The sequence below is a fragment of the Amycolatopsis sp. NPDC104775 genome (assembly GCF_055583325.1).
Genome location: NZ_JBVJOE010000005.1, coordinates 564,932 through 585,513, shown reverse-complemented (window position 1 = coordinate 585,513; position 20,582 = coordinate 564,932). Strand labels below are relative to the sequence as shown.

Sequence of the window (20,582 nt, the reverse complement as noted above, 5' to 3'; positions counted from 1 at the left end):
GCCAGGACGCCACCGAAAGGACCGGCCCGAGCGGCCTCCATTCGCGATCGGCGGCTAGCCCCGGGCGACCTCGGCGGTGTGCGCGGGGGTATAGCGCTCGCCCCTCACCTGGTCGCTCAGCGGCTCCAGCGCGGCCAGCGCCTCGGCATCCAGAGCGAGCTCCAGCGCGGCCGCGTTCTGCTCCAGCCGGGCCGGACTGCGAGTGCCCGGAATCGCCGCCACCGCCACCCCGAGCCGCTCGGCCTGGGCATACACCCAGGCCAGCGCCACCTGAGCCGGAGTGGCGGCCAACCGGGCGGCCACCTCGCGCACGGTCTGCGCGATCTTCTCGTTGGCGTCGCCCGCCTCGCCGGAGAACCGGGGATTGGCGCGCCGGAAGTCCTTCTCGCCCAACGCGGAGCGGTCCAGGGCACCGGTCAGGAACCCCCGCCCCAGCGGCGAGTACGGCACCAGCCCGACCCCCAGCTCCGCCATCACCGGGGCGACCGCCTCGACGTCGCGGGTCCACAGCGAGTACTCGCTCTGCACCGCGGTGATCGGGTGCACCGAATGCGCCCGGCGCAGCAGCTCGCCGTCGACCTCGGACAGACCCAGATGCCGGACCTTGCCCGCCTCGACCAGCTCGGCCATCGCCCCGACGGTCTCCTCGATCGCGACGTCCTGGGGCGGGCGGTGCGCGTAGTACAGGTCGATCACGTCGACCCCCAGCCGCAGCAGCGACGCGTCGCAGGAGCGCAACACGAAGTCCCGGGCACCGCGGATGCGGCGCGAGCGGTCCCCGGCGCTGCGGTCGATGCCGAACTTCGTGGCCAGCTGCACCTGGTCCCGGCGACCGTGAACAGCGCGGCCCACCAGCACCTCGTTGTGCCCGGCGCCGTACGCGTCGGCGGTGTCCAGGAAAGTGACGCCCAGCTCCAGGGCGCGCTCGATGGTGGCGAGGCCGCCGTCCCAGTCGGCGGCGCCGTAGCTCTCGCTCATTCCCATGCACCCCAGTCCCATCGCGCTGACGCGAAGACCGGACGAGCCGAGCGTGGTTCGGGCGATCATGCTGTTGCTCCTCCTGCCCGGCGGACGCGGGCGGCACCTCGACGGCTGACGTCGCCGACGCTAGGAGCTGGAGCGCGCTCCACGTCAAGCCGGGCGCATCGGCCGGGGAGTCCCCGGCGTGGCGGCGGGACGCCCTGGCGCCACGCCGATAACGTGCCCGACCGTGCGCTATCACGACGTGCTGTCCGGCCCCCGCAAGCGGAAAGTGCCGGAGGTCCCGGCCGAGCCAGGGCTCGTGGTCGAAGACCCGGCCAGCGGCTACTGCGGCGCGGTGGTGAAGATTGAGTACGGCAATGTCGTCCTCGAGGACGCCAAGGGCCGCCACCGGGTGTTCCCGCTCGCGCCCGCCGCGTTCCTGCTGGAAGGCAAGCCGGTCACGCTCGTGCCGGTCAAGAAGGCCGCCGCCCCCGCGCGGCAGGTCTCGGCGTCCGGCTCGGTCCGCGTGCAGGGCCTGCAGGCGCGGGTCGCCCGCGACTCCCGGATCTGGGTCGAGGGCAAGCACGACGCCGAACTGGTCGAACGCGTCTGGGGACACGACCTGCGCGTCGAGGGCGTCGTCGTGGAACCCCTCGACGGGGTCGACGTCCTGGCCGACCGGATCGCGGAATTCGGCACCGGGCCCGGCCGCAGGCTCGGCGTGCTCGTCGACCACTTGGTCGAAGGCAGCAAGGAATCCCGGCTGGTCGGGCAGATCCACGACGAGAACGTGCTGGTCACCGGCCACCCGTACATCGACGTCTGGCAGGCGGTGAAACCGGCGTCGGTCGGCATCCGCGCCTGGCCCGAGATCCCACGCGGCACCGAATGGAAGGCCGGCATCTGCGCCGAGCTCGGCTGGGGCGAGCCGTACGAGGGATGGCAGCGGGTGCTCGCCGGGGTGCGCAGCTTCCGCGATCTCGAAACGCCGCTGATCGGCGCGGTCGAACGGCTCATCGACTTCGTGACCGAACCGGGAGACGACGCTCCGTAGTGTCCGGTTTGCCGGGAAAATCCAAGGTCACGCGTCGGTCACGGCGGGTAGTTTGCCCGGTGCGAAACGACGCGATCTGAGAGCATGAGGGCATGGCAGCGGCTCTGATCTGGCTGATCATCGGCATCGTCCTGATGATCGCGGAGGTGATCTCCGGGGACTTCGTGCTGATCATGCTCGGCATCGGCGCGTTGCTCGGAGCCGGTTCGGAAGCGCTCACCGGCAACATCTTCATCGACGTCGCGGTGTTCGCGATCAGCTCGGTCGGGCTGCTCGCGCTGGTCCGCCCGGCGCTCAAACGCCGCTTCCTGTCCGGTTCGGGCATCCCCACCGGCATCGACGCGCTGGTCGGAACCCGGGCCGTCGTGGTGTCCACTGTGGACTACGATGCCGGCCAGGTGAAAATCGGCGGCGAGGTGTGGTCGGCGCGCGCCGTGCACGAATCCCAGCCGCCGATCGCCCCGGGCACCAGCGTCACGGTCGTCGAGATCTCCGGCGCCACGGCCGTGGTGGACATCGTCTCGTGAGGCGCCGTCCGAGAAAAACGGTACTAGGTAAGGGGAAACGCTCTTGTCGACAATAGCGATCGTCGTGGTCGCACTGCTGGCCCTGTTCGTCATCATCACAGTGGTCAAGGCGATCATGGTGGTGCCACAGGCCCAGTCGGCGGTGATCGAGCGGCTCGGCCGGTTCCGCACGGTCGCTTCGCCCGGCCTGACCTTCCTCGTCCCGTTCCTGGACAAGGTGCGCGCGCGGATCGACCTGCGCGAGCAGGTCGTTTCGTTCCCGCCGCAGCCGGTGATCACCGAGGACAACCTGACGGTGAACATCGACACCGTCGTGTACTTCCAGGTCACCGACTCGCGCGCGGCGGTCTACGAGATCTCGAACTACATCATCGGCGTCGAGCAGCTCACCACCACCACGCTCCGCAACGTGGTCGGCGGCATGAGCCTGGAAGAGACGCTGACCTCCCGCGACTCGATCAACACCCAGCTGCGCGGCGTGCTCGACGAGGCCACCGGCCGCTGGGGCATCCGCGTCGCCCGCGTCGAGCTGAAAGCGATCGAGCCGCCCGCCTCCATCCAGGACTCGATGGAGAAGCAGATGCGCGCCGACCGGGAGAAGCGCGCGATGATCCTCACCGCCGAAGGCCAGCGGGAATCGTCGATCAAGACCGCGGAAGGCCAGAAGCAGAGCCAGATCCTCGCCGCGGAAGGCCAGAAGCAGGCCGCGATCCTCGCCGCCGAAGCGGAACGCCAGTCGCGGATCCTGCGCGCGCAAGGTGAACGAGCCGCCCGCTACCTGCAGGCGCAGGGGCAGGCGAAGGCGATCGAGAAGGTGTTCGCGGCGATCAAGGCCGGCCGTCCGACGCCGGAGGTGCTGGCGTACCAGTACCTGCAGACGTTGCCGCAGATGGCGCAGGGCGACGCGAACAAGGTCTGGATGATTCCCAGCGACTACGGGAAGGCGCTCGAAGGCTTCGCCCGGGCGCTGGGTGCGCCGGGCGACGACGGCGTGTTCCGGTACGAGCCGCCGAAGGACGACACCCCGGAGAAGCCGGACCTCGACGACGACGAGGTGGCTGGCTGGTTCGACACCAGCAGCGACCCGAAGGTCGCCGAAGCGGTGGCGGCCGCGGAAGCGGTGGCGCGCAAGGAGGTCGAGGGGCCGCTGGGGACTTCGTCCGAGCACCCGCGCCGGGCGATCGGCGGGGCCAGCAAGGCTCCGGCTCAGCCGCAGGCTCAGGCTCCGGAGCCGGTGGAGGAAGAGCCGCCCGCGCCGCCGGAGCGGCCGCAGCAGCCCAGCACGCCGCCGCCTGCTCAGCAGCAGTCGCTGCCGCAGCCGCAGGCTCCGGCCGGTCCGCCGCCGGGCGGGCCGTATCAAGGGCCGCCGCCGCAGCAGTTCGGCGGGCCGCAAGGGCCGGGGCCGCAGGGACAGGGTCCGTTCCCGCAGCAAGGGCCGTTTGGCGGACCGCAGGGCGGGCCGCCGCCGCAGCGGTGAAGTGGTGAGTTTCAAAGGGGCTGCCGCACCGGGTTCGGTGCGGCAGCCCCTTTTTCCTGCTCGTCGCGGAGCGGGTCAGCGGGTGTAGACGGTGAGGTCGTCGATGTTCGCTTTCGAGCGGTCCGGGAGGGCTAGTACGCAGATGACGGTTACTGCTACCGAGGCGACGATGTAGATCGAAATCGAGTAGGGCGTGCCAGTGGTGTGGAGCAGCCAGGTCGCCAGAAGCGGGGCGGGGCCGCCTGCGAACACAGATGCCAGCTGGTATCCCAGGCCCGCACCGCCGTAGCGCAGGTGGGTGGGGAAGCTTTCGCCGATTAGTGCTGCTTGCGGGCCGTACTGCATTGAGTGCGCGGCCAGGGACACGATGATGGCCAGGAAGATCATGGCGTGGCCGCTGTGGGTAAGCACGGTGAAGTACGGGAACGCGAGCACGCCGGTGAGCACTGCGCCGGTCAAATAGACCTGTTTGCGGCCGATTCGGTCGGACAATTGGGAGAACAACGGGATCAGCAGCAGTTCCGCGGCGGCGCCTACGAGAACTGCGTTGAGGACGAACGTTTTGCTGAATTCCGGGCGTTGCACCACATAGACCAGGACGTAGCTGGTGAACAGGTAGAACGGCATTTGCTCGCTGAACCGCAAACCGGCGGACAGCAGGATTTCCCGCCAGTGGTGCCGGACCACGTCTTTCACGGGGGCTTTCGAAGTGCGGTTGGCGGCGACTGCCGCGGCGAACATCGGGCTTTCCAAGATGCGCAGCCGGATGACCAGGCCGATCGCCACCAGCACGAGGCTCAGCAGGAACGGGATCCGCCAGCCCCACGATGAGAAGGCGGCCGGAGACAGCGTCGCGGACAACAGGGTCATTCCGCCGGTGCCGAGGACGAGTCCGACGGGAACGCCGACCTGTGCGAAACTCGCCAGCAGGCCGCGGCGGCGCTGGTCGCCCCATTCCATGGCCAGCAGCACCGATCCGCTCCATTCGCCGCCGATCGCGATGCCTTGCACCAGGCGCAGCAGCACGAGAATCAGCGGAGCCGCGATGCCGATGGTCGCCGCGCCGGGCAGGAGACCGACCACCGCCGAGGACAAGCCCATCAGCAGGAGCGTCACGATGAGCGTCGCCTTGCGGCCGAGGCGGTCGCCCCAATGGCCGAAGATCGCCGCGCCGATCGGGCGGGCCGCGAAACCGACCGCGTAGGTCGCGAACGACTGCATGACCCCGGCGTAGGACGACGACGCGGGGAAGAACAGATGGGGAAAGACCAACGCCGCGGCGGTGTTGTAGAGAAAAAAGTCGTACCACTCGATGGTGGTGCCGATCGAACCGGCCAGGGCAGCCCGGCGTACCTGCACCCGGCGGTCGCCGGAGGAAGCGTGGACTGACTGGGTGACCTCGTTGTCGCCTAGAGTCATGGTCGTGCACCTCTCGTGACGGTCGTCACACCATAGTGTGAGGGACCGGCAAAGGTTTGACGATTCCCGACGCTTGCTCCGGACGGGTTGTTTCCGCCCTTCCGCCCCGCCGCACCGACCTGGATCGGGCGCCGCGCGGCCAGGACGCGCGACTACCATCACAGCCGTGACGGAGGACAAACCGCTGCGCGCCGACGCGCGGCGAAACCGCGCGAAAGTGCTCGAAGCCGCCGAGACGGTCTTCGCGGCGAAGGGCACCGGCGCGCCGACCGAGGAGGTCGCGCGCGAGGCGGGCGTGGGCATCGGCACGGTGTTCCGGCACTTCCCCACGAAAGAGGCACTGCTCGAAGCCGTGCTCTACGCGCGCCTCCACCGGTTCGTCGACGAGGCGGACGCCGTCGTCGCGCAGAACGCCGAGGACGCCGGGGCCGCGTTCTTCACCTTCCTCACCAGCTGGATCGAGATGTCCAGCGCCAAAAACGCCTACTTCGAAGCGCTGACCTCCGCCGGCGTGTGCGTTCCCAGCACGGGTTCGGTGATCGGGGAGCGGCTGCGCGGGTCCCTCGGCGTGCTCCTGCGCCGCGCCCAGGACAGCGGCGCGGTACGGCGCGACGTCACCACCACCGAGCTGATCCCGGTGATCATCGGCACCGCGAAGGCAGCCGAGCACGTCGGGTCCGATCGCGAGCTGCGCGACCGCACGATCGCGATCCTGTTCGACGGCCTTCGGCCCTGAATCAGGTCAGCAATCCGCAGGCCGAAGCTTGCTGAGCACGTCGAGTGCAGCGTGGATTCCTTGCACCGCACCACGCCTCGCTTGCGCCGAAGGTCGGCGGTTCGAGCCCGTTCCCCGCGCTCCCGTTCAGACCCGGCAGTGCTCGCCGTTCGCTTCCCGGTGCGCCCTCGCCGCTGTCCTCAGGCACCGTGACCGAGGCAGGGGAGCCGGGCCTAAACTAAGGCAATGACCAACCGCTTAGTCTGTATTGGCGATTCGTTCACCGAAGGCGTCGGGGACGACGACGCGTCCGCGCGCAACGGGGTGCGCGGATGGGCCGACCGGGTCGCCGAGGTGCTGGCCGCCGGGGAGCCGGGCTTTCGCTACGCCAACCTGGCGGTGCGCGGGAAGCTCCTGCCGCAGGTGCTGAACGAGCAGGTCGAACCGGCGTTGGCGATGAAGCCGGATCTCGTGACCCTCTACGCGGGCGGCAACGACCTGATGCGGCCGCGGGTCGACATCGACAGCCTCGCCGATTCCTACGAGCGCGCGGTGGCCCGGTTCCGCGCGGCCGGAGCGCAGGTGCTGCTGTTCACCGGCGTCGACGGCGTGGAGGACGCGCTGTTCCGGCAGATCCGCGGGCGGGTCGCGATCTACAACGAGCACGTGCGCGGCATCGCGGCGCGGCACGAGACGCTGCTGGTGGACATGTGGTCGATGCGCCAGCTGCGCGACCGTCGCATGTGGTCCCCGGACCGCCTGCACCTCAACGCGGCCGGGCACACCGAAATCGCCATCGCGGTCCTCGACGCGCTCGGCGTGCAGCACAGCCTCGCGCACGCGACCCTCGGGCCGCGCCCGCGCCTGTCCGCGCGGGAACAGCGTGCGGCGAACCTCCGCTGGGGCCGGGAACACGCACTGCCGTGGATCGGCCGTCGCCTGCGCGGCGAATCCTCCGGCGACACGATCGCCCCGAAGTACCCGGAACTGCGTTCGTTCGACGAGACCGGCAAAGCGATCGACTGACGGCCTAGCCAGCGACCTGCCGCGCGCGATGGTCGGCGACGTTGACCCGCGTGCCGCAGCGCGTGGAACAGAACCGCCGCCGGCCGTTGCGCGAGGTGTCCACGAACGCGACGCGGCACCCCTCCCGCGCGCAGACGCCGAGGCGGTGCGGCTCTTCGCACACCAGATGCGCGAGACCGCCCGCGGTGTAGGCGTAGAACCGCTCGACCACGCCCGCGCCTTCGCTGGAGTAGTGCAGGTGCGGCCCTTTCCCGTCATGGCTGGCGATGTTCGGCCGGCACGCGGCGACGGCGAGCAACTCGTTCAGAAGATCGATCCGCTCAGCCGTCGTCTCCGCGACGAACACCCGGTGCAGCCGCCGCCCCCACGCGAGAATCCGCTCGGCCTCGTCCGCGGCGATGCGTGGCAGCACCATGTCGCGCGCCTGCCCCGCTGCCCGCACCTCGGCGGCCGTGACGTCGTCGCGCTGGGCGAGAGTCGCCAGGTCGGCGGCTACTTGCGCACCCGCGCCACCGTAAGGGTTGAAGTGCATTCTCCCATTACAGCATCTTCTCGGAACCACGGAAAGCCCGGCCGGGCTATTTCTCCGGAAAATAAGATTGACGCACCGCTTCGCCGTAGGTGAAGATGAATCCACCACAGCGGATGAAGGAGCGATCATGGCGAACATGCGGACGCGGGAGATGCGAGGCCGTTATCAGGCCGCCCTCCGCGCTGTCCAATATTCCCCGGTCGCTCAGCGCCACACCGGCCGAAAAGGCGGTTTCCCAGGCGGTGTCCGCTCCCTGACCTGACGCACCGGTCGTCAGTCACCGGGAGCCGCCCGTCGGGAAACCGATCAGGGCGGCTCTTCTTTTCGCGCGATAAATCCCAGTCGACGCGGTTGTTTTCGCGCCGGTATTTCCCTGCTGCCCATTTCGCGATGGGCGCGGTTATTTGACAACTGCACAGCGGAACAAGACATTTCCGAGACTCGTCCCCGTCGCCTCACCCGCGGCCAGGACGAGCGCCGGGTCCGGCAGCCGAACGCGGCCGGACCGGCACGGTGAAGACGAGGCGGTGGCTGCCTCACCCGGCTGTAACCCGGGCGCCCGTCGAGGGCATTGAGGGTTCGACTCCCTCCTTCACCACTCGCGCCCAGGCCGGGCGCGTCCCGCGGTCGTCCCCACCGAAGAAGAGGGTTCGATGCCCTCCGTCCGTTCGCGCGCTGGCACCTGGTTCGGTGCCGGACGCGCACACCCCTGTAGCTCAGCAGGAGAGAGCGCCGCACTACGAATGCGGAGGCCCCAGGTTCGATTCCTGGCAGGGGTACGGGCCCGGCGCCGAGGGGGCGCCGGCGCCTGCCCGCTCACGACGGGGCTCAGTATCACCCCTCGTGAGCTCCCGGATGCGAGGGGCACCGGCGACCCCGCCTGGTTCGGGACCAGGAGACACCGCGTTCGACCCGCGGGCATCCGACTTCCCCCGTCCCGGTTGGTGTAACCGGCAGCACCGCGGACTTTGGATCCGCAAGCCCAGGTTCGAATCCTGGACCGGGAGCCCGTGCCCGTTCGTCCCACTGGCAGGACGCCACGCTCTGGACGCGGAAACCGAGGTTCGAACCCTCGACGGGCAGCGCGTCAGCACCGCGGGCCGTTAGCTCAATCGCGCAGAGCAGCCGGCTTTTACCCGGCGGGTTCAGGGTTCGAGTCCCTGGCGGCCCACTCGCGAACCCCAGGTCGCCGGAAACGGCGGTCTGGGGTTTCGTGCTGTCAGGACGTCTTTCTCCTGCGTTCGCACTGTCCATTGTGGTCTCATCCGCGACGTCCGAGGGAGGCGGAGCGGAGGCGCTGATCCGCTGGAATTCGCCGCCTTCGCCGTCGCGAAACCCGGGAACCGCCGAACATCGGGGCCGACAGTGAGAATCACATACCCCTGGTCATGCGCGAAGCACTGGCCGCCCGCCGCGGCCGCGAGGGACGATGCGGGAGTTCGCCGAACCTGCCCGGCCCGCGGCGGCACGGGCTTCCGATGGGGAAAGATGAGTGCGAGAAAACGATTTCTCACCTTCAAGCGGCACCTGCGCGCGGAGATCAACGAGGGAGAGGGCGCGTACCTGTTCTCCGAACGCGGAGTAACCGCCATGCGGGGCGCCGACATCGCCGCGGTGGCGGCCTTGCTGGACGGGACCCGGGATTTCCCCGAGCTGGTGCGGGATCTGCCCGCCGGTCTGGGCAGCGAGCAGCTCGCCGGGCTTCTCGCGCGGCTCGCGGAGGCGGGGCTGGTCACGGTCTGTGCCGACGACGCGCCGGAGACCGACGAGCGTGCGCTTGCTTTCTGGGACGCGTGCGGGGTTGACGCGAGCGCGGCCGAATCGCGGATCCAGCCGGCGCGGGTCGTGCTGGTGAACCTCCACGAAGAGATCGAGGCCGAGCGCGTCGGACAGGCGATCCGGGACGCGGGCCTGACCTTAGGCGAGAACTCCGCGGGTGGTGCCGACCTGTCGGTTGTTCTCTGCGACGACTACCTCGACCCCCGGCTCGGCGAGATCGATGCCGCGCATCGGGCCAACGGGAGCCCGTGGCTGCTGGCGAAACCGGTGGGTTCGCAGGTGTGGCTGGGGCCGTTCTTCGAGCCGGGGGAGTCGGCTTGCTGGCACTGTCTCGCGCATCGGCTGTGGACGCATCGGCACGGCGAAGCGTGCGTGCAGGCGATGCTCGGGCACGACGGTCCCGCGCGGCGGCCGGTTTCGGGAGTGGCACCGCTGACTTCGGCGGCGTCGCACCTGATCGCGTTGGAAGTCACCAAATGGCTGAGCGGGTACCGCTATCGCGGCCAGCGCTGCGTATGGGTCCTCGATTCTTTTGACCTGCAAGGGAAATTCCATGAGGTGCGGCGCCGGCCGCAGTGCCCGGAGTGCGGGGACGACTCCCTGGTGGCGGCTCGTTCGGCCGAGCCGGTGATGCTGCGGCCGACCAGGAAAGCGGCTAGCGGCGGCCACCGCGCTCTCCCGCCCGGCCAGATGCTTGAGCGCTACCGCCACCTGGTCGGGCCGGTCACCGGAGTGGTGAAGGAAATCGTGCGGGATACGCGCGGTCCGGCGTTCGTCAATGCCTGCCGGTCCGGCCCGAACGTCGTCCGCAGCTTGACGGGGATGGAAGCGTTGCAGGCCAGCCTCCGCGGCCAGAGCGGCGGCAAAGGCGCCACGCCGGTCGAAGCTGAAGCCAGCGCTCTCTGCGAGGCGGTGGAGCGGCACAGCGGCAATTACCACGGGGACGAACTGCGGCTGCGGGGATCGTTGCGCTCGCTTGGCTCGGACGCGGTCCACCCGAACGACTGCATGCTTTACGCGGCGCGGCAGTACGAGACCCGGACGGGCTGGAACGCCGAACACGGGAGCTTCCAGCACGTGTGCCGAGAGTTCGACGCCGACGCCGAGCTGGACTGGACCCCGCTATGGTCGCTCACCCGGTCGCGGCACCGGCTGCTGCCGACCGGTTCGCTGTACTTCGGCGCGCCCGATCCGGACCGGCACGGTTTCGTCCGGCCGGACTCCAACGGAAACGCCGCGGGCGGCAGCATCGAGGACGCCGTGCTCCACGCCATCCTCGAATTGATCGAGCGGGACGCGGTCGCGCTGTGGTGGTACAACCGCACGCCTGTGCCGGGCGTCGATCTGGCCGCCTTCGGCGATCCGTGGGTGGCGGAGATGACCGTGCGGTACGCGGAAGCCGATCGTGAGGTGTGGGCTCTGGACGTGACGTCGGACCTCGGAGTGCCCGCGATGGCGGCGGTCTCGCGAGCGCGGTCAGGCGATGAGCGGGTGATCTTCGGCTTCGGCGCGCATCTCGACCCTCGGACCGCGCTCCGGCGCGCGGTGAGCGAGCTGAACCAGATGCTGCCCGGCGTGCTGGACCGCCAGCGAAACGAGGACCCCGACGCCGAGCGGTGGCTGGCGCAGGCGACCGTGGCGAACCAGCCGTACCTCAAGCCCGCTGCCGGAGCGCCAGCGCGGACGCGGGCCGACTTCGGCTGCCTCCCAAGCGCGGACGTTCGCGACGACGTCACCGGCCTCGTCCGGCTGCTGGACCGGCACGGGATGGAAACGCTGGTGCTGGATCAGACCCGGCCGGACCTCGCCTTGCCGGTGGTCAAGGCCGTGGTGCCCGGCCTGCGGCCGTTCTGGGCGAGGTTCGCGCCGGGCAGGCTCTTCGACGTCCCGGTGCGGCTGGGCCGGCTGGCCCGGCCGACCGCCTACGACCGGCTCAACCCGTTCCCGCTGTTCCTGTAGAAGTCAGGCAGGGAAAGGGAACGCTCGCGCGGGAGTCTCTACAGCCAGGCCGAGTCGGTGGCGATGCGGATGGCGTCGACGCGGTTGCGCGCGTTGAGCTTGGTCACGATCGTGGCGAGGTAGTTGCGCACGGTTCCGGGGGAGAGGAACAGTTCTGCGGCGATGTCGGCGACCGTCCGGCCGCGAGCGGCCAGGCGGAGAACCTCCACCTCCCGCGGAGTGAGCGGGCATTCGTCGGTGTCCCAGGCCGAAAGCGCGAGATCGCTGTCGATCACCCGGTGCCCGACCGACACCGAACGCACCGCGTTGGCCAGTTTGTCCGAAGGCGCGTCCTTCAGCATGAAGCCGGTGACCTTGGCGTCGAGAGCCCGCCGGACGGTGCCGGGCCGGCCGAGCGAGGTGAGGATGAGGGTCCGGCAGTCCGGCAGCTGCTCGTACAGCTCGGCCGCGGCGGTGAGACCGTCCTTCCCAGGCAGGTCGATGTCGATGACGGCGACGTGCGGATGGCGCGCGCGAGCCTGCGGCAGGATCTCGTCGCCGGACGCGACCTCCACGACTACCTCGATGTCCGGTTCCAGGTTGAGCAGTGCGACGAGCGCGCCCCGCACCATGTGCATGTCTTCGGCCAGCAGAACACGAATCACCCCAGATTCCCCCGAATCACTCCAGACCCCCCGGTCCGTCGGTACGCGAGTTTACTCGTCCTCGCCGATCCCGCACAGAATGCGGCCGGAAGCCAGTGGCTCCGTTCTCTCCGCGCGCACCGGCATTCCGGGACTGCTGGCGAAAGTGGGCCAGATGCCACGTTCTTGGGCCGATCGTGCGAAGGTCCGTTGCTCCAATCGCACCCGGCGGGCCGGTTTTGTTCTGCCGCACCGGACGTTCCCGCGAATTTCGCGGCCGCGGCCGGAACAGTCCATTGTGATCACGAAATCTTTCGCGGCCTGTCCGCGGTCCTGGAGAGCTGTTGCTGATGGAGCCGAGCGGAAGCCCTGCCAGCAAAGGAAGATCAGGCGGCTTCGCTGCCTTCGGGCGGAGCGTCACCGTCAGCCGAGCCGGGTCGCTGGTCGCGGTCACGGCTGGCCGCGTCCGATGTGGACCGTGCCTCGCGCGGGAGGACGCCGGTGGGCCCGCCGAAGAGTTCCACATCGTCGTCGGCGATGAGCTCGTAGGGGTCGAGGCGTTCGGTCATATCGCGCTCCATGCCGGCCGGGACGTGACCTCTCCAGGTGACTCCTCGGCGGCGCCCCGAGCAACTTCCAGGTTGCTTCCCCGTCGCGCGAACCCGGCCGGTGAGCGGAGGAATAAGAGAACGGAAACGGCTGCACAGCACCGCGCGTCTTTAGCCGCGAAATTGTACCACGCTTCCGCCGCCAGAAAATCGTCCGACCGGTGTATGCGAAAGGCATGGTAATTAAGGTGTGCGCCGCACTGTCTGGTTCCCGGACGAGAGAGCACCATTCGGCAGACGAGCAATTCGACTGTGAGAATTACTGGGAGCCAGTCATGAGCGACACCGCTTCGGAGCACGTCCACTCCTTCTTCGCCGAGCTGGGCCTCGACCCCAGCGCCGCCGATGCCCCCTCCGACCTGGTCATCGAACATTTCGACAACTGGACCGACGATGCGTCGGCGGCAGGCGGGCTCTCCGCCATGACCATCACCGTCGCCGCTATGCCGGAGGCGGCGTGAGCATTCCGCGGACACCGCGTGCGGCACTGGATCGATCGATGTCCGCCATTCCGGTCCGCTGAGCCGAACTCGATCACTTCCCGAGCGCCGCCCGGTATCTTCGGTGCTCGCGTGGTCGAGGGAAGGCGGAATGACCGATGATCCGGGTTCTGGTCGCCGAGGACATGCACGTCGTCCGCGGCGCCTTGGTGGCTTTGCTCGGGCTGGAAAACGACATCGAGGTGGTCGGCGATTGTGCCGACGGCACGGAAATCCTGCCGCTCGCCGCGACCACGGCGCCCGAGGTCGCCATCATCGACATCGACCTTCCCGGGAAGGACGGCCTCACCGCCGCGGCCGAACTGCAGGAACGGCTGCCCGGCACCCGGACACTCATCCTCACGAGTCTCGGCAGTCCCGGAACGCTCCGCCGGGCGCTTGCCGCGAAAGTCGGCGGATTCCTGTTGAAAGACGCGCCGGCGGACAAGCTCGCCAACGCCGTGCGCGGGGTCGCCGCGGGCAGGCGGATGGTCGACGGCGACCTCGCTCTCGCCGCCTGGGACACCGACGGCAGCCCGCTGACCGTCCGGGAGGCCCAGGTGCTGCGACTGGCCGCCGACGGTTCCGAACCCGCCGAAATCGCCGCGCGGCTGTACCTTTCGGCCGGGACAGTGCGCAACTACCTCACGACGATCGTCGCGAAACTCGGTGCCCGCAACCGGGTGGACGCTGTCCGCATCGCTCGCGAAGCGGGCTGGATCTGAGACGTCCGCATGCGTCTGGGGTGCGCGGGGCACGCGGAGGATTACGCGGCCGCAGGAACCTTGGCGCACAACCGGAACCGGCCGTCGGGCTGCACTCCGGCGGTCAGTTCGCCGCCCAGCGTGCTCATCCGGTCCGAAAGGTTCGAGATGCCGTTGCCGCGGGTCGCTTCGGGCGGGGCGGTCTCGTCGAGCACCGGATTGCCGTTCTCGACGCCGTCGTTGACGATTTCGAGGCAGACCGTCTTGCCGGACTGCCGGACCGCGATTTCGCAGTTTTCGACCTTGCTGTGCCGCAGCATGTTGGTCACGCCCTCGCGCAGCACGACGGCGAGCACGGTCCGCACCGGTCCGGCCAGTGCCGCGGCGGCCTCCTCCTCGACTTCCATCCTGACGTGGACGTCCGCCGCCGTCAGCACGGCCTCCGCCGACCGGGATTCGCTGTCCAGGGACAGTTCGCGGTAGCCGTCGGCGACCGACCGCACATCGGCGAGGGCCTGCCGGGACAGGGTCAGGATTTCGGCCACTTCGGCGCCCGCCTGGGCGGGGTCGGCCTGGAGCAGCTTCTCGGCGAGTTCGGTTTTCAGCACGATCGCGGAGAGGCTCAAGCCGAGCAGGTCGTGCAGATCGCGGGCGAACCGAAGGCGTTCTTCGGCGACCGCGACGTCGGCCAGCTTGCGGCGAACGCCGTCCAGTTCGGCCACCAGCCTGCTCAGCCAGGTCAGCCCGAACACGACGAACCCGGTGTTGACGGTGGCGAGGACGTTGAACGGGATGCCGCTGATGTCGGAATCGAACCCCGCGTGCACCCCGGCCATGCTCGCCAGCACGGTCGCGGTCGTGGCCCACGCCGCCGCCGGGCGCATGATCAGATGCGCGTTGCAGATCAGCAGGCCGGGGAAGCTGACCCACACCTCGCGCAGTTCGATGAGCGGCAGGTAGACCAGGCACGCCTGGACGAAGAGCAGCGCGTACGCCCGCCGGACGGGCAGCCGGGCGCTCGTGCGGCTGAAGAACGCCAACTGCAGCGCGACCAGTGCGCCGAGGCAGCCGGCCGTCAGCGCGATCTGCCAGGGCGCGCTGGTCAGCACCATGGCGTGGAGGACCGCCCCGCTCGCGAAGCTCACCAGCACCGCGGCGACGCCGGCACCCGCGAGCCGGGTGTTGAGCCGAGCCGGGGATTCCTCGGAGCGAGCGGCCTTCCGCACGGCCGGAGGAGGTCGCTGGCCCTCCATCGGCAGCCCGGCGTGGACGTGGAAGCGCCCGTTCGGCTCGGGCCGGGCGGTGACCTCGCCGCTGAGGGCGGCCACCCGCGCGGCGACGTCCGCCAGGCCCTTCCCGCCGGTCTCGCCGTCGTTCCCGGCGAGAACGCCGTCGTTGACCACGTCGAGCGACACCCGGCCCGCTTCCTGCCGGACAGTGATCTGGCAGTGGGTGGCGTCGCTGTGCCGCAGGATGTTCGCGACGCTCTCGCGCAGTACCGCGGTCAAGGCCGTCCGGATCTCCACCGGCAGCTCGCGCTGGTCGAGTTCGAGGGAGAGGTCGACCTCAGCATCGGCGAGCAGCGATTTGGCCGCCCGGAACTCCTGTTCCAGCGACAGCTCCCGGTACCCGCTGGCGACGGAGCGGACGTCGGCCAGGGCACGGCGGCTGATCTGGGCGATCTCGGAGAGTTCGCCGCGAGCCTTGGCCGGAGCGGTGTGCACCAGGCGCCGGATGAGTTCGCCCTTGAGCGCGATCGCCGACAGGCTCAGCCCGAGCAGGTCGTGCAGTTCGCGGGCGAAGTGCAGCCGCTCCTCGGCGACCGCTCCGTTGGCCAGTTCGGCGCGGGCCGCGTGCAGTTCGGAGACGGTGCGGGCCAGCCCAGTAAGGAGGAAAACCACGAAACCCATGCTCGCGTTCGCCAGCGTCTCGTAGATCGTCAGCAGCGGCGAGACGCCCAGCGCCGTGTAGATCACCGCGACGCTGGCGTTCACCGCGGCGTAGGCCAGCAAGCCCGCGCGTCGGCCGAGGACCAGCAAGGCGGTGCCCGCTGGGAAGGCCAGCATGTTGTCCAGCGCGGTGGCGGCGGGGATGAGCGGCAGATAAGCCAGCACCAGCTGGGCCAGCAGCATCCAGTGGCTCAGCGGGGAGTGCAGTGCGGTTCCCGGACGCCCGAAGTAGAGCAGCTGGACCGCGAGCAGCGCGACGCTGCCGGTGGCGCACAGCAGGATCAGGCCGGGCGCGAGACCCTCGGCGATCATCGCGACGAGGCCGATCAGCACCAGGCAGCCGAACGCCACGCTGACGATGGTGTGGGACATGTGCCGTGCCAGCCGCGGCCACTCTTCGACTGTCGCGGCGGTGCCCGGCCCCGTGGCAGACCCTCGCGCGTTCTCCACGGGCACCACGACATTCCCCTCAGACCGTGACATCGGGTCCCCATCTCTGCGGCCGGCCGGCTCCGGACGCGGTTTCCCGCGCCGCGGTCGCCAGAGGCACCGCAATATAGCGCGCGCCCGGCGGCCGGAACCGTGTCTTGCCGGGCCAGGTAGCTCAGACGGAGCAGCGCGTTTCCCCCGGTCGGCGCTGCCGATCGGCCGGGATTTCGGAGGACCGACGAGCGCGGCGGGACGGATGGGCCCTCACTGCTCCGACTGGTGGACCGGAGTGCCTGCCAGGGCGGCCCGGCGGCCTCGGCGCGTGATCGTTTCCGCGCCGCACCCGGCCCGGCCGGCGTGAGAATTTCCTGGTCGCGGGGGAGGGAATCATGATCGACAGGTGTCTGGGTCACTGGGTCCGGCGGCGCGGGCGGTGCAGAATGTAGCCCTGGCCCGGACAGACCGGCGGGATGCGGCCCGGTCTCGCGGCAGCGCCGATGCCGCCTGCCGACGGCATCCGGAGCCCCTTCCAGGGTTTGTCCCGGATGCGCGAAGGAGTTGCGGGGTGAGGTCCGAATTCCCCGGCGACGAGACGGCCACGATCCGGCTGTGGTCGCTCAGCGAGGATTCGCTGCTGGAGACCGACGCGGCGGGCGCCGCGCTGCTCGTGGTCACGCGGTGGGGAGAGTTCGACGTCAGCGACGCGGACGCGCCCGCGCGGGAACTGCTGCGGCGGATGGAGCTCGGCCCGGTCTTCCTCGGGAACGTCACCGGAATCGCGGTCGGCGGCGACTCCGCGGCGGGCGGCAGTGCGCCCGGCGGCCCGGCCGGAGTCGAGCAGGTGCTGGAGCGCCTCAGCGGGTCGGTCGTCCACTCGCTCGGACTCGCGAACGGGAAGCGGCCGCTGCTGTCGGCGATTCCCGCCGTGGGCTCGCCGATGTTCGCGCCCCGGCCGATCGCGCCCCGGCGGACGGTCCGGCTCTCGCGGTTCGCCGCGCTGCGCTCCGCGGACGACGCACTGCTGCTGGAGTCGCCGCGGGCGGATTTCCGGGTCGTGCTGACCCAGCCGGTGGCCGCCCAGGTGGCCGCGTCGCTGGCCGCGCCGGTCACCGCCGCCGAAGTCGCCGAGCGAGTGGCTTCCCCGGTGTCGGTGGTGGCCGACATCGTGGGCTACCTGATCGCCGCGGGCATGGTGCTGACCGCGGGCGGCGACCGGAGGTTCGCCGAGGACACCGATCCGGCGCTGCGGCAATGGTCGCACCACGAACTGCTGTTCCACGTGCACAGCCGCGTCCGGCATCCGGAGTTCGCGGCCGAACCCCCGGCGGGCGAGCTCCCGCCGGAAACGGCAGGCAAACCCGGCGAGGGCGGACAGCGGCACCCGTTGCGGCGGCCAGAGCCGGGCAAGCTGCCCGCGGACCGGCGGTCGCTGACCGAACTGCTCGAACAGGACCACGTCTGGCCGGAGTTCTCCGGCCCCTCGATCAATGCCGACCAGCTCAGCGAACTGCTCTTCCGCAGTGCCCGGGTGCGGTCGGGCGCCGCGGCCTGCCCGCGGGGGTACCGGACTCCGCAGCGCCCTTACTTCGCCATCGCGGGGCTGTACGAACTCGAGCTTTACGTCAGCCTCGAAGGCTGTGCCGACCTGCCGGACGGAATCCACCGCTACGACCCGGTCGGGCACGCGCTCACCGCCGTCACCACCGCCGAAGCCGATCGCCGCGAACTGCTGGACATGGCGAAGGCGGCGGCGGGCAGTCCGCGCCGCCCGTCGGCTTTGCTCACGGTGACTGTCCGCATCGGGCGCGTGCCATGGGCGCTGGGCGGGGCTGCCTACGCGATCGCTCTGATGCACCTCGGTGCGTTGCAGCAGACGCTCTACCTCGTCGCCAGGGCGATGAGGGTGACCGCGCACGCGGTACCCGTCGACGCGAGCGACCGGGTCGACCGTGTGCTGCGATTGCGGTGGCCTGCCGAGGTGAGCATCGGCGAATGCGTTTTGGGCGGTTCCGCGGGCCGATCCTGATTCCGCCGCCGCGCCGGTCGCGATCGTGCAGTTCAGGAGAGGACCGGCCTCCGTCCCGGCGCCCACACTGGCACGGAAAGGAACCCATCGGCGTGCGAGCGAGGGCAGACGTGTGACGAAGACGCAGGACGTGATCGACGACCTGACCGCGGACAGCGAGGATTTCCACGCACTATTCGCCGGCCTCGGCGCGGACGGCTGGGCCGCGGAAACCCCGGCGCCCGGCTGGACGGTCAAGCACCAGGTGGCCCACCTGACCTTCATCTTCCGGGTCGCGGGACTGGCCGCGGGCGATCCCGCCGCGTTCGGCCGGATCGCCGAGGCCGCCAGCAAGACGGGATTCGACCACGCGGTCAACGCGGCACTGGCCGACTACCTGGACGACCCGCCCGAGGTCTTGGCCGGTCGCTGGCGCGCCGAGCGCGACACCGCGGTCAAGGCTCTCGCCGCGGTGCCCGAGGACCGGACCGTGCCGTGGCTGGTCGCTCCGCTGCCGCCGGCCGTGCTCGCCGCGGCGGGGATGATGGAACTGTTCGCCCACGGCCAGGACATCGCCGACGCGCTCGGCGTCGAGCGGGAGCACACCGACCGGATCCGCCATCTGACGGAGTTCGTCGTGCGGACCAAGGACTTCGGCTATCAGACGCACGGCCTCACCCCGCCGCCGGACGAATTCCGCTTCGAGATCACCGCGCCGTCGGGCGCGGTGTGGACGTTCGGACCCGACGACGCGGCGCAACGGATCACCGGCCCCGCGGTCGACTTCTGCCTGCTGGCCACGCGGCGTCGGCATCCGGCGGATGTCGCGGTCGCCGCTGAGGGCGCCGAAGCCATGCGGTGGCTGGATATCGCTCAGGCTTATCGGGGCCCGGCAGGCGAAGGGCGCCGGGCCGGTCAGTTCGCGCGTTGAGCGCACAACGAGGTGGAGGCGGAGCACTTGGCCGCCTCCACCTCGTTGTGCCGCACGGAAAGCGCAACGCGACGGAATCTTTAGCCATCTGGTTTGTCGTTGGGCGCGGTGTTTCGGGCCGAGCGCCTCGTCAGCGGTGGTCGCCTTCGGAGATGAGATCACGGTGCAGCAACTGGATCTCGTCGCACGGTTCGACGCCGAGTTCTTCGTTCAGCCGAGTGCGCAGGTCGCGGTAGACCGACATCGCGTCGCTGCGCCGTCCGCTGCGGCCCAGCACGCGCATCAGCTGGCCGTGCAACGTCTCGTCGAGCGGGTTGCCCGCGGCCAGCGAGCGCAGTTCCCCGATCAGTTCGCGGTGGTGGCCGCTGGCGATCTCGGCCTCGATCAGCATGTGCAGCGTGGTGCGCCGCTGTTCGAGCAGTTCGATCGTGTAAGGCGCGAGCACGGGTCCACAAGGGACATTGGCCAGCGGCGGACCGGTCCACACGTCGAGTGCCGCGCGCAACCGCGGCACGGCTTCCGCGTGCCGCTCTTCGCGCAGGAGTTCCTGCCCCTCCCGCTGGAGTTGGGCGAAGCGGAAGACGTCGACCTGCGCCGGGTCGATCCGGAGCACATACCCGGGCGTTTTGGTGACCAGCACCGATTCGATGCCGCTGTCCAGGCAGTTCTCCTCAAGGCACCGGCGCAGGTGGTAGACGTAGGTGTGCATGGTCGTCCGCATCGTGCGAGGCGGCGTGCTCGCCCACAGCTCTTGGGCGATGGCGTCGACGTGCACCAGTTTGCCGGGCCGCAGGACCAGCAAAGCCAGCAGTTGCAGGAGTTTCGGCGTGGTGGGGGCGTGGCCGACGCCGTCCCGGAGCACGTCCAGCGGCCCGAGCACGGTGAACCGGACGCCGGCGCCGGCCGGTTCTGCGCCTCGGTGATCCACAATGGCCTGGTTTTTCGCGGAGTACATGCCGGGCGCCTCCAGTGGTTCCGCATCGATTTCCCGAGTTCCGCGGCGAAGCCGGGCGGCCCGGACAGCCTGCCCGGGCCTTCCGTGTCCGAATGTGACAGATCGGGCGGAGCCGGATCCAGTGAGCCGTCCACCAGAGCCGAGATGTGTTTCTCCGGGCGGCACCTGCGTTCTGCACATCCTCTCCGGGCGCCGGGCACGCCCCGGAGCGCCGCCGCGGCCGGGCAGGCCCGCCGGTCTCGATCTTTCCGGCAGTCTCCGGACTGTGTGGCGCGGCTGCCGTCGCCCGCCGAGAGTTGTTATCCCGCAATGCTTTTGTTTGCGTGAAGCACGTGAGGTATGCGGAACGCATGCCCGGCCGGTGACGCCCGCACCGGTGCCGTCCGCTGCGCGCGGCGGCTCGTCCGAGGCTCAATCGGACGTCCAACGGAGCCCAAGACGTTCCGCC

At 69.9% G+C, this 20,582-nt stretch carries 17 protein-coding genes and 4 tRNA genes; 14 read left to right on the top strand and 7 right to left on the bottom strand.

Going from position 1 to position 20,582, the window contains the following annotated elements:
• Nucleotides 1-54: 54 nt before the first annotated feature.
• On the bottom strand, nucleotides 55-1,047 hold the full coding sequence (locus tag ACZ63D_RS25425; protein WP_465356836.1) for an aldo/keto reductase: 993 nt from the start codon (nucleotides 1,045-1,047) through the stop codon (nucleotides 55-57).
• 163 nt (nucleotides 1,048-1,210) lie between these two features.
• Here ACZ63D_RS25425 and ACZ63D_RS25420 point away from each other — a divergent pair, with 163 nt between their 5' ends.
• From ACZ63D_RS25420 to ACZ63D_RS25410, 3 genes are all read left to right on the top strand, one after another.
• Complete coding sequence (locus tag ACZ63D_RS25420; protein WP_465356835.1) at nucleotides 1,211-2,017, top strand: DUF3097 domain-containing protein; 807 nt, start codon at nucleotides 1,211-1,213, stop codon at nucleotides 2,015-2,017.
• 92 nt (nucleotides 2,018-2,109) lie between these two features.
• On the top strand, nucleotides 2,110-2,544 hold the full coding sequence (locus tag ACZ63D_RS25415; protein WP_465356834.1) for an NfeD family protein: 435 nt from the start codon (nucleotides 2,110-2,112) through the stop codon (nucleotides 2,542-2,544).
• Nucleotides 2,545-2,659: 115 nt separating this feature from the next.
• A complete protein-coding gene (locus ACZ63D_RS25410; RefSeq protein ID WP_465357004.1) occupies nucleotides 2,660-4,021 on the top strand; it encodes an SPFH domain-containing protein in 1,362 nt (453 codons plus the stop codon).
• Between the two features lie 75 nt (nucleotides 4,022-4,096).
• Here the strand turns inward: ACZ63D_RS25410 and ACZ63D_RS25405 are convergent, their stop codons facing one another.
• Nucleotides 4,097-5,440: an MFS transporter gene (locus ACZ63D_RS25405; protein ID WP_465356833.1), complete on the bottom strand. Its 1,344-nt coding sequence runs from the start codon at nucleotides 5,438-5,440 to the stop codon at nucleotides 4,097-4,099.
• Nucleotides 5,441-5,606: 166 nt separating this feature from the next.
• Here ACZ63D_RS25405 and ACZ63D_RS25400 point away from each other — a divergent pair, with 166 nt between their 5' ends.
• Entirely contained in the window at nucleotides 5,607-6,176 is a 570-nt protein-coding gene (locus tag ACZ63D_RS25400; protein ID WP_465356832.1) for a TetR/AcrR family transcriptional regulator, read from the top strand.
• Between the two features lie 225 nt (nucleotides 6,177-6,401).
• The gene (locus tag ACZ63D_RS25395; protein ID WP_465356831.1) at nucleotides 6,402-7,181 is read left to right on the top strand and encodes an SGNH/GDSL hydrolase family protein; all 780 of its coding nucleotides are present in this window, start codon (nucleotides 6,402-6,404) and stop codon (nucleotides 7,179-7,181) included.
• A 4-nt stretch (nucleotides 7,182-7,185) separates the two neighbouring features.
• On the opposite strand, the gene ACZ63D_RS25390 is transcribed toward ACZ63D_RS25395, so the two are convergent.
• A complete protein-coding gene (locus ACZ63D_RS25390; RefSeq protein ID WP_465356830.1) occupies nucleotides 7,186-7,713 on the bottom strand; it encodes a CGNR zinc finger domain-containing protein in 528 nt (175 codons plus the stop codon).
• 705 nt (nucleotides 7,714-8,418) lie between these two features.
• Here ACZ63D_RS25390 and ACZ63D_RS25385 point away from each other — a divergent pair.
• The 5 genes from ACZ63D_RS25385 to ACZ63D_RS25365 all read left to right on the top strand — a co-directional run bounded on the left by ACZ63D_RS25385 (nucleotide 8,419) and on the right by ACZ63D_RS25365 (nucleotide 11,451).
• Nucleotides 8,419-8,492 (top strand) — tRNA-Arg (locus tag ACZ63D_RS25385).
• 156 nt (nucleotides 8,493-8,648) lie between these two features.
• A tRNA-Gln gene (locus ACZ63D_RS25380) sits at nucleotides 8,649-8,720 on the top strand.
• Between the two features lie 4 nt (nucleotides 8,721-8,724).
• A tRNA-Gln gene (locus ACZ63D_RS25375) sits at nucleotides 8,725-8,796 on the top strand.
• A 14-nt stretch (nucleotides 8,797-8,810) separates the two neighbouring features.
• Nucleotides 8,811-8,884, top strand: a tRNA-Lys gene (locus ACZ63D_RS25370).
• Between the two features lie 317 nt (nucleotides 8,885-9,201).
• Complete coding sequence (locus tag ACZ63D_RS25365; protein WP_465356829.1) at nucleotides 9,202-11,451, top strand: TOMM precursor leader peptide-binding protein; 2,250 nt, start codon at nucleotides 9,202-9,204, stop codon at nucleotides 11,449-11,451.
• A gap of 38 nt (nucleotides 11,452-11,489) precedes the next feature.
• On the opposite strand, the gene ACZ63D_RS25360 is transcribed toward ACZ63D_RS25365, so the two are convergent.
• Together ACZ63D_RS25360 and ACZ63D_RS25355 are read right to left on the bottom strand one after the other, a co-directional pair.
• On the bottom strand, nucleotides 11,490-12,095 hold the full coding sequence (locus ACZ63D_RS25360) for a response regulator transcription factor (protein ID WP_465356828.1): 606 nt from the start codon (nucleotides 12,093-12,095) through the stop codon (nucleotides 11,490-11,492).
• Between the two features lie 365 nt (nucleotides 12,096-12,460).
• Nucleotides 12,461-12,643 carry a hypothetical protein gene (locus ACZ63D_RS25355; RefSeq protein ID WP_465356827.1) on the bottom strand — a complete coding sequence of 61 codons (183 nt, stop codon included), beginning with the start codon at nucleotides 12,641-12,643 and terminating at the stop codon, nucleotides 12,461-12,463.
• 314 nt (nucleotides 12,644-12,957) lie between these two features.
• Between ACZ63D_RS25355 and ACZ63D_RS25350 the strand changes: the two genes are divergently transcribed.
• Both ACZ63D_RS25350 and ACZ63D_RS25345 read left to right on the top strand, forming a co-directional pair.
• Nucleotides 12,958-13,143 (top strand): hypothetical protein, encoded by a 186-nt coding sequence (locus ACZ63D_RS25350; RefSeq protein WP_465356826.1) that lies wholly within the window; start codon nucleotides 12,958-12,960, stop codon nucleotides 13,141-13,143.
• A gap of 137 nt (nucleotides 13,144-13,280) precedes the next feature.
• Nucleotides 13,281-13,886 carry a response regulator transcription factor gene (locus tag ACZ63D_RS25345; protein WP_465356825.1) on the top strand — a complete coding sequence of 202 codons (606 nt, stop codon included), beginning with the start codon at nucleotides 13,281-13,283 and terminating at the stop codon, nucleotides 13,884-13,886.
• 41 nt (nucleotides 13,887-13,927) lie between these two features.
• Here the strand turns inward: ACZ63D_RS25345 and ACZ63D_RS25340 are convergent, their stop codons facing one another.
• On the bottom strand, nucleotides 13,928-16,186 hold the full coding sequence (locus ACZ63D_RS25340) for a sensor histidine kinase (RefSeq protein WP_465356824.1): 2,259 nt from the start codon (nucleotides 16,184-16,186) through the stop codon (nucleotides 13,928-13,930).
• Nucleotides 16,187-16,808: 622 nt separating this feature from the next.
• On the opposite strand from ACZ63D_RS25340, the gene ACZ63D_RS25335 reads away from it, so the two are divergent.
• Complete coding sequence (locus tag ACZ63D_RS25335) at nucleotides 16,809-18,269, top strand: SagB family peptide dehydrogenase (protein ID WP_465356823.1); 1,461 nt, start codon at nucleotides 16,809-16,811, stop codon at nucleotides 18,267-18,269.
• Nucleotides 18,270-18,381: 112 nt separating this feature from the next.
• Nucleotides 18,382-19,179 (top strand): TIGR03084 family metal-binding protein, encoded by a 798-nt coding sequence (locus ACZ63D_RS25330; protein ID WP_465356822.1) that lies wholly within the window; start codon nucleotides 18,382-18,384, stop codon nucleotides 19,177-19,179.
• Between the two features lie 130 nt (nucleotides 19,180-19,309).
• On the opposite strand, the gene ACZ63D_RS25325 is transcribed toward ACZ63D_RS25330, so the two are convergent.
• Entirely contained in the window at nucleotides 19,310-20,134 is an 825-nt protein-coding gene (locus ACZ63D_RS25325) for an AfsR/SARP family transcriptional regulator (protein WP_465356821.1), read from the bottom strand.
• Between the last annotated feature and the right edge of the window lie 448 nt (nucleotides 20,135-20,582).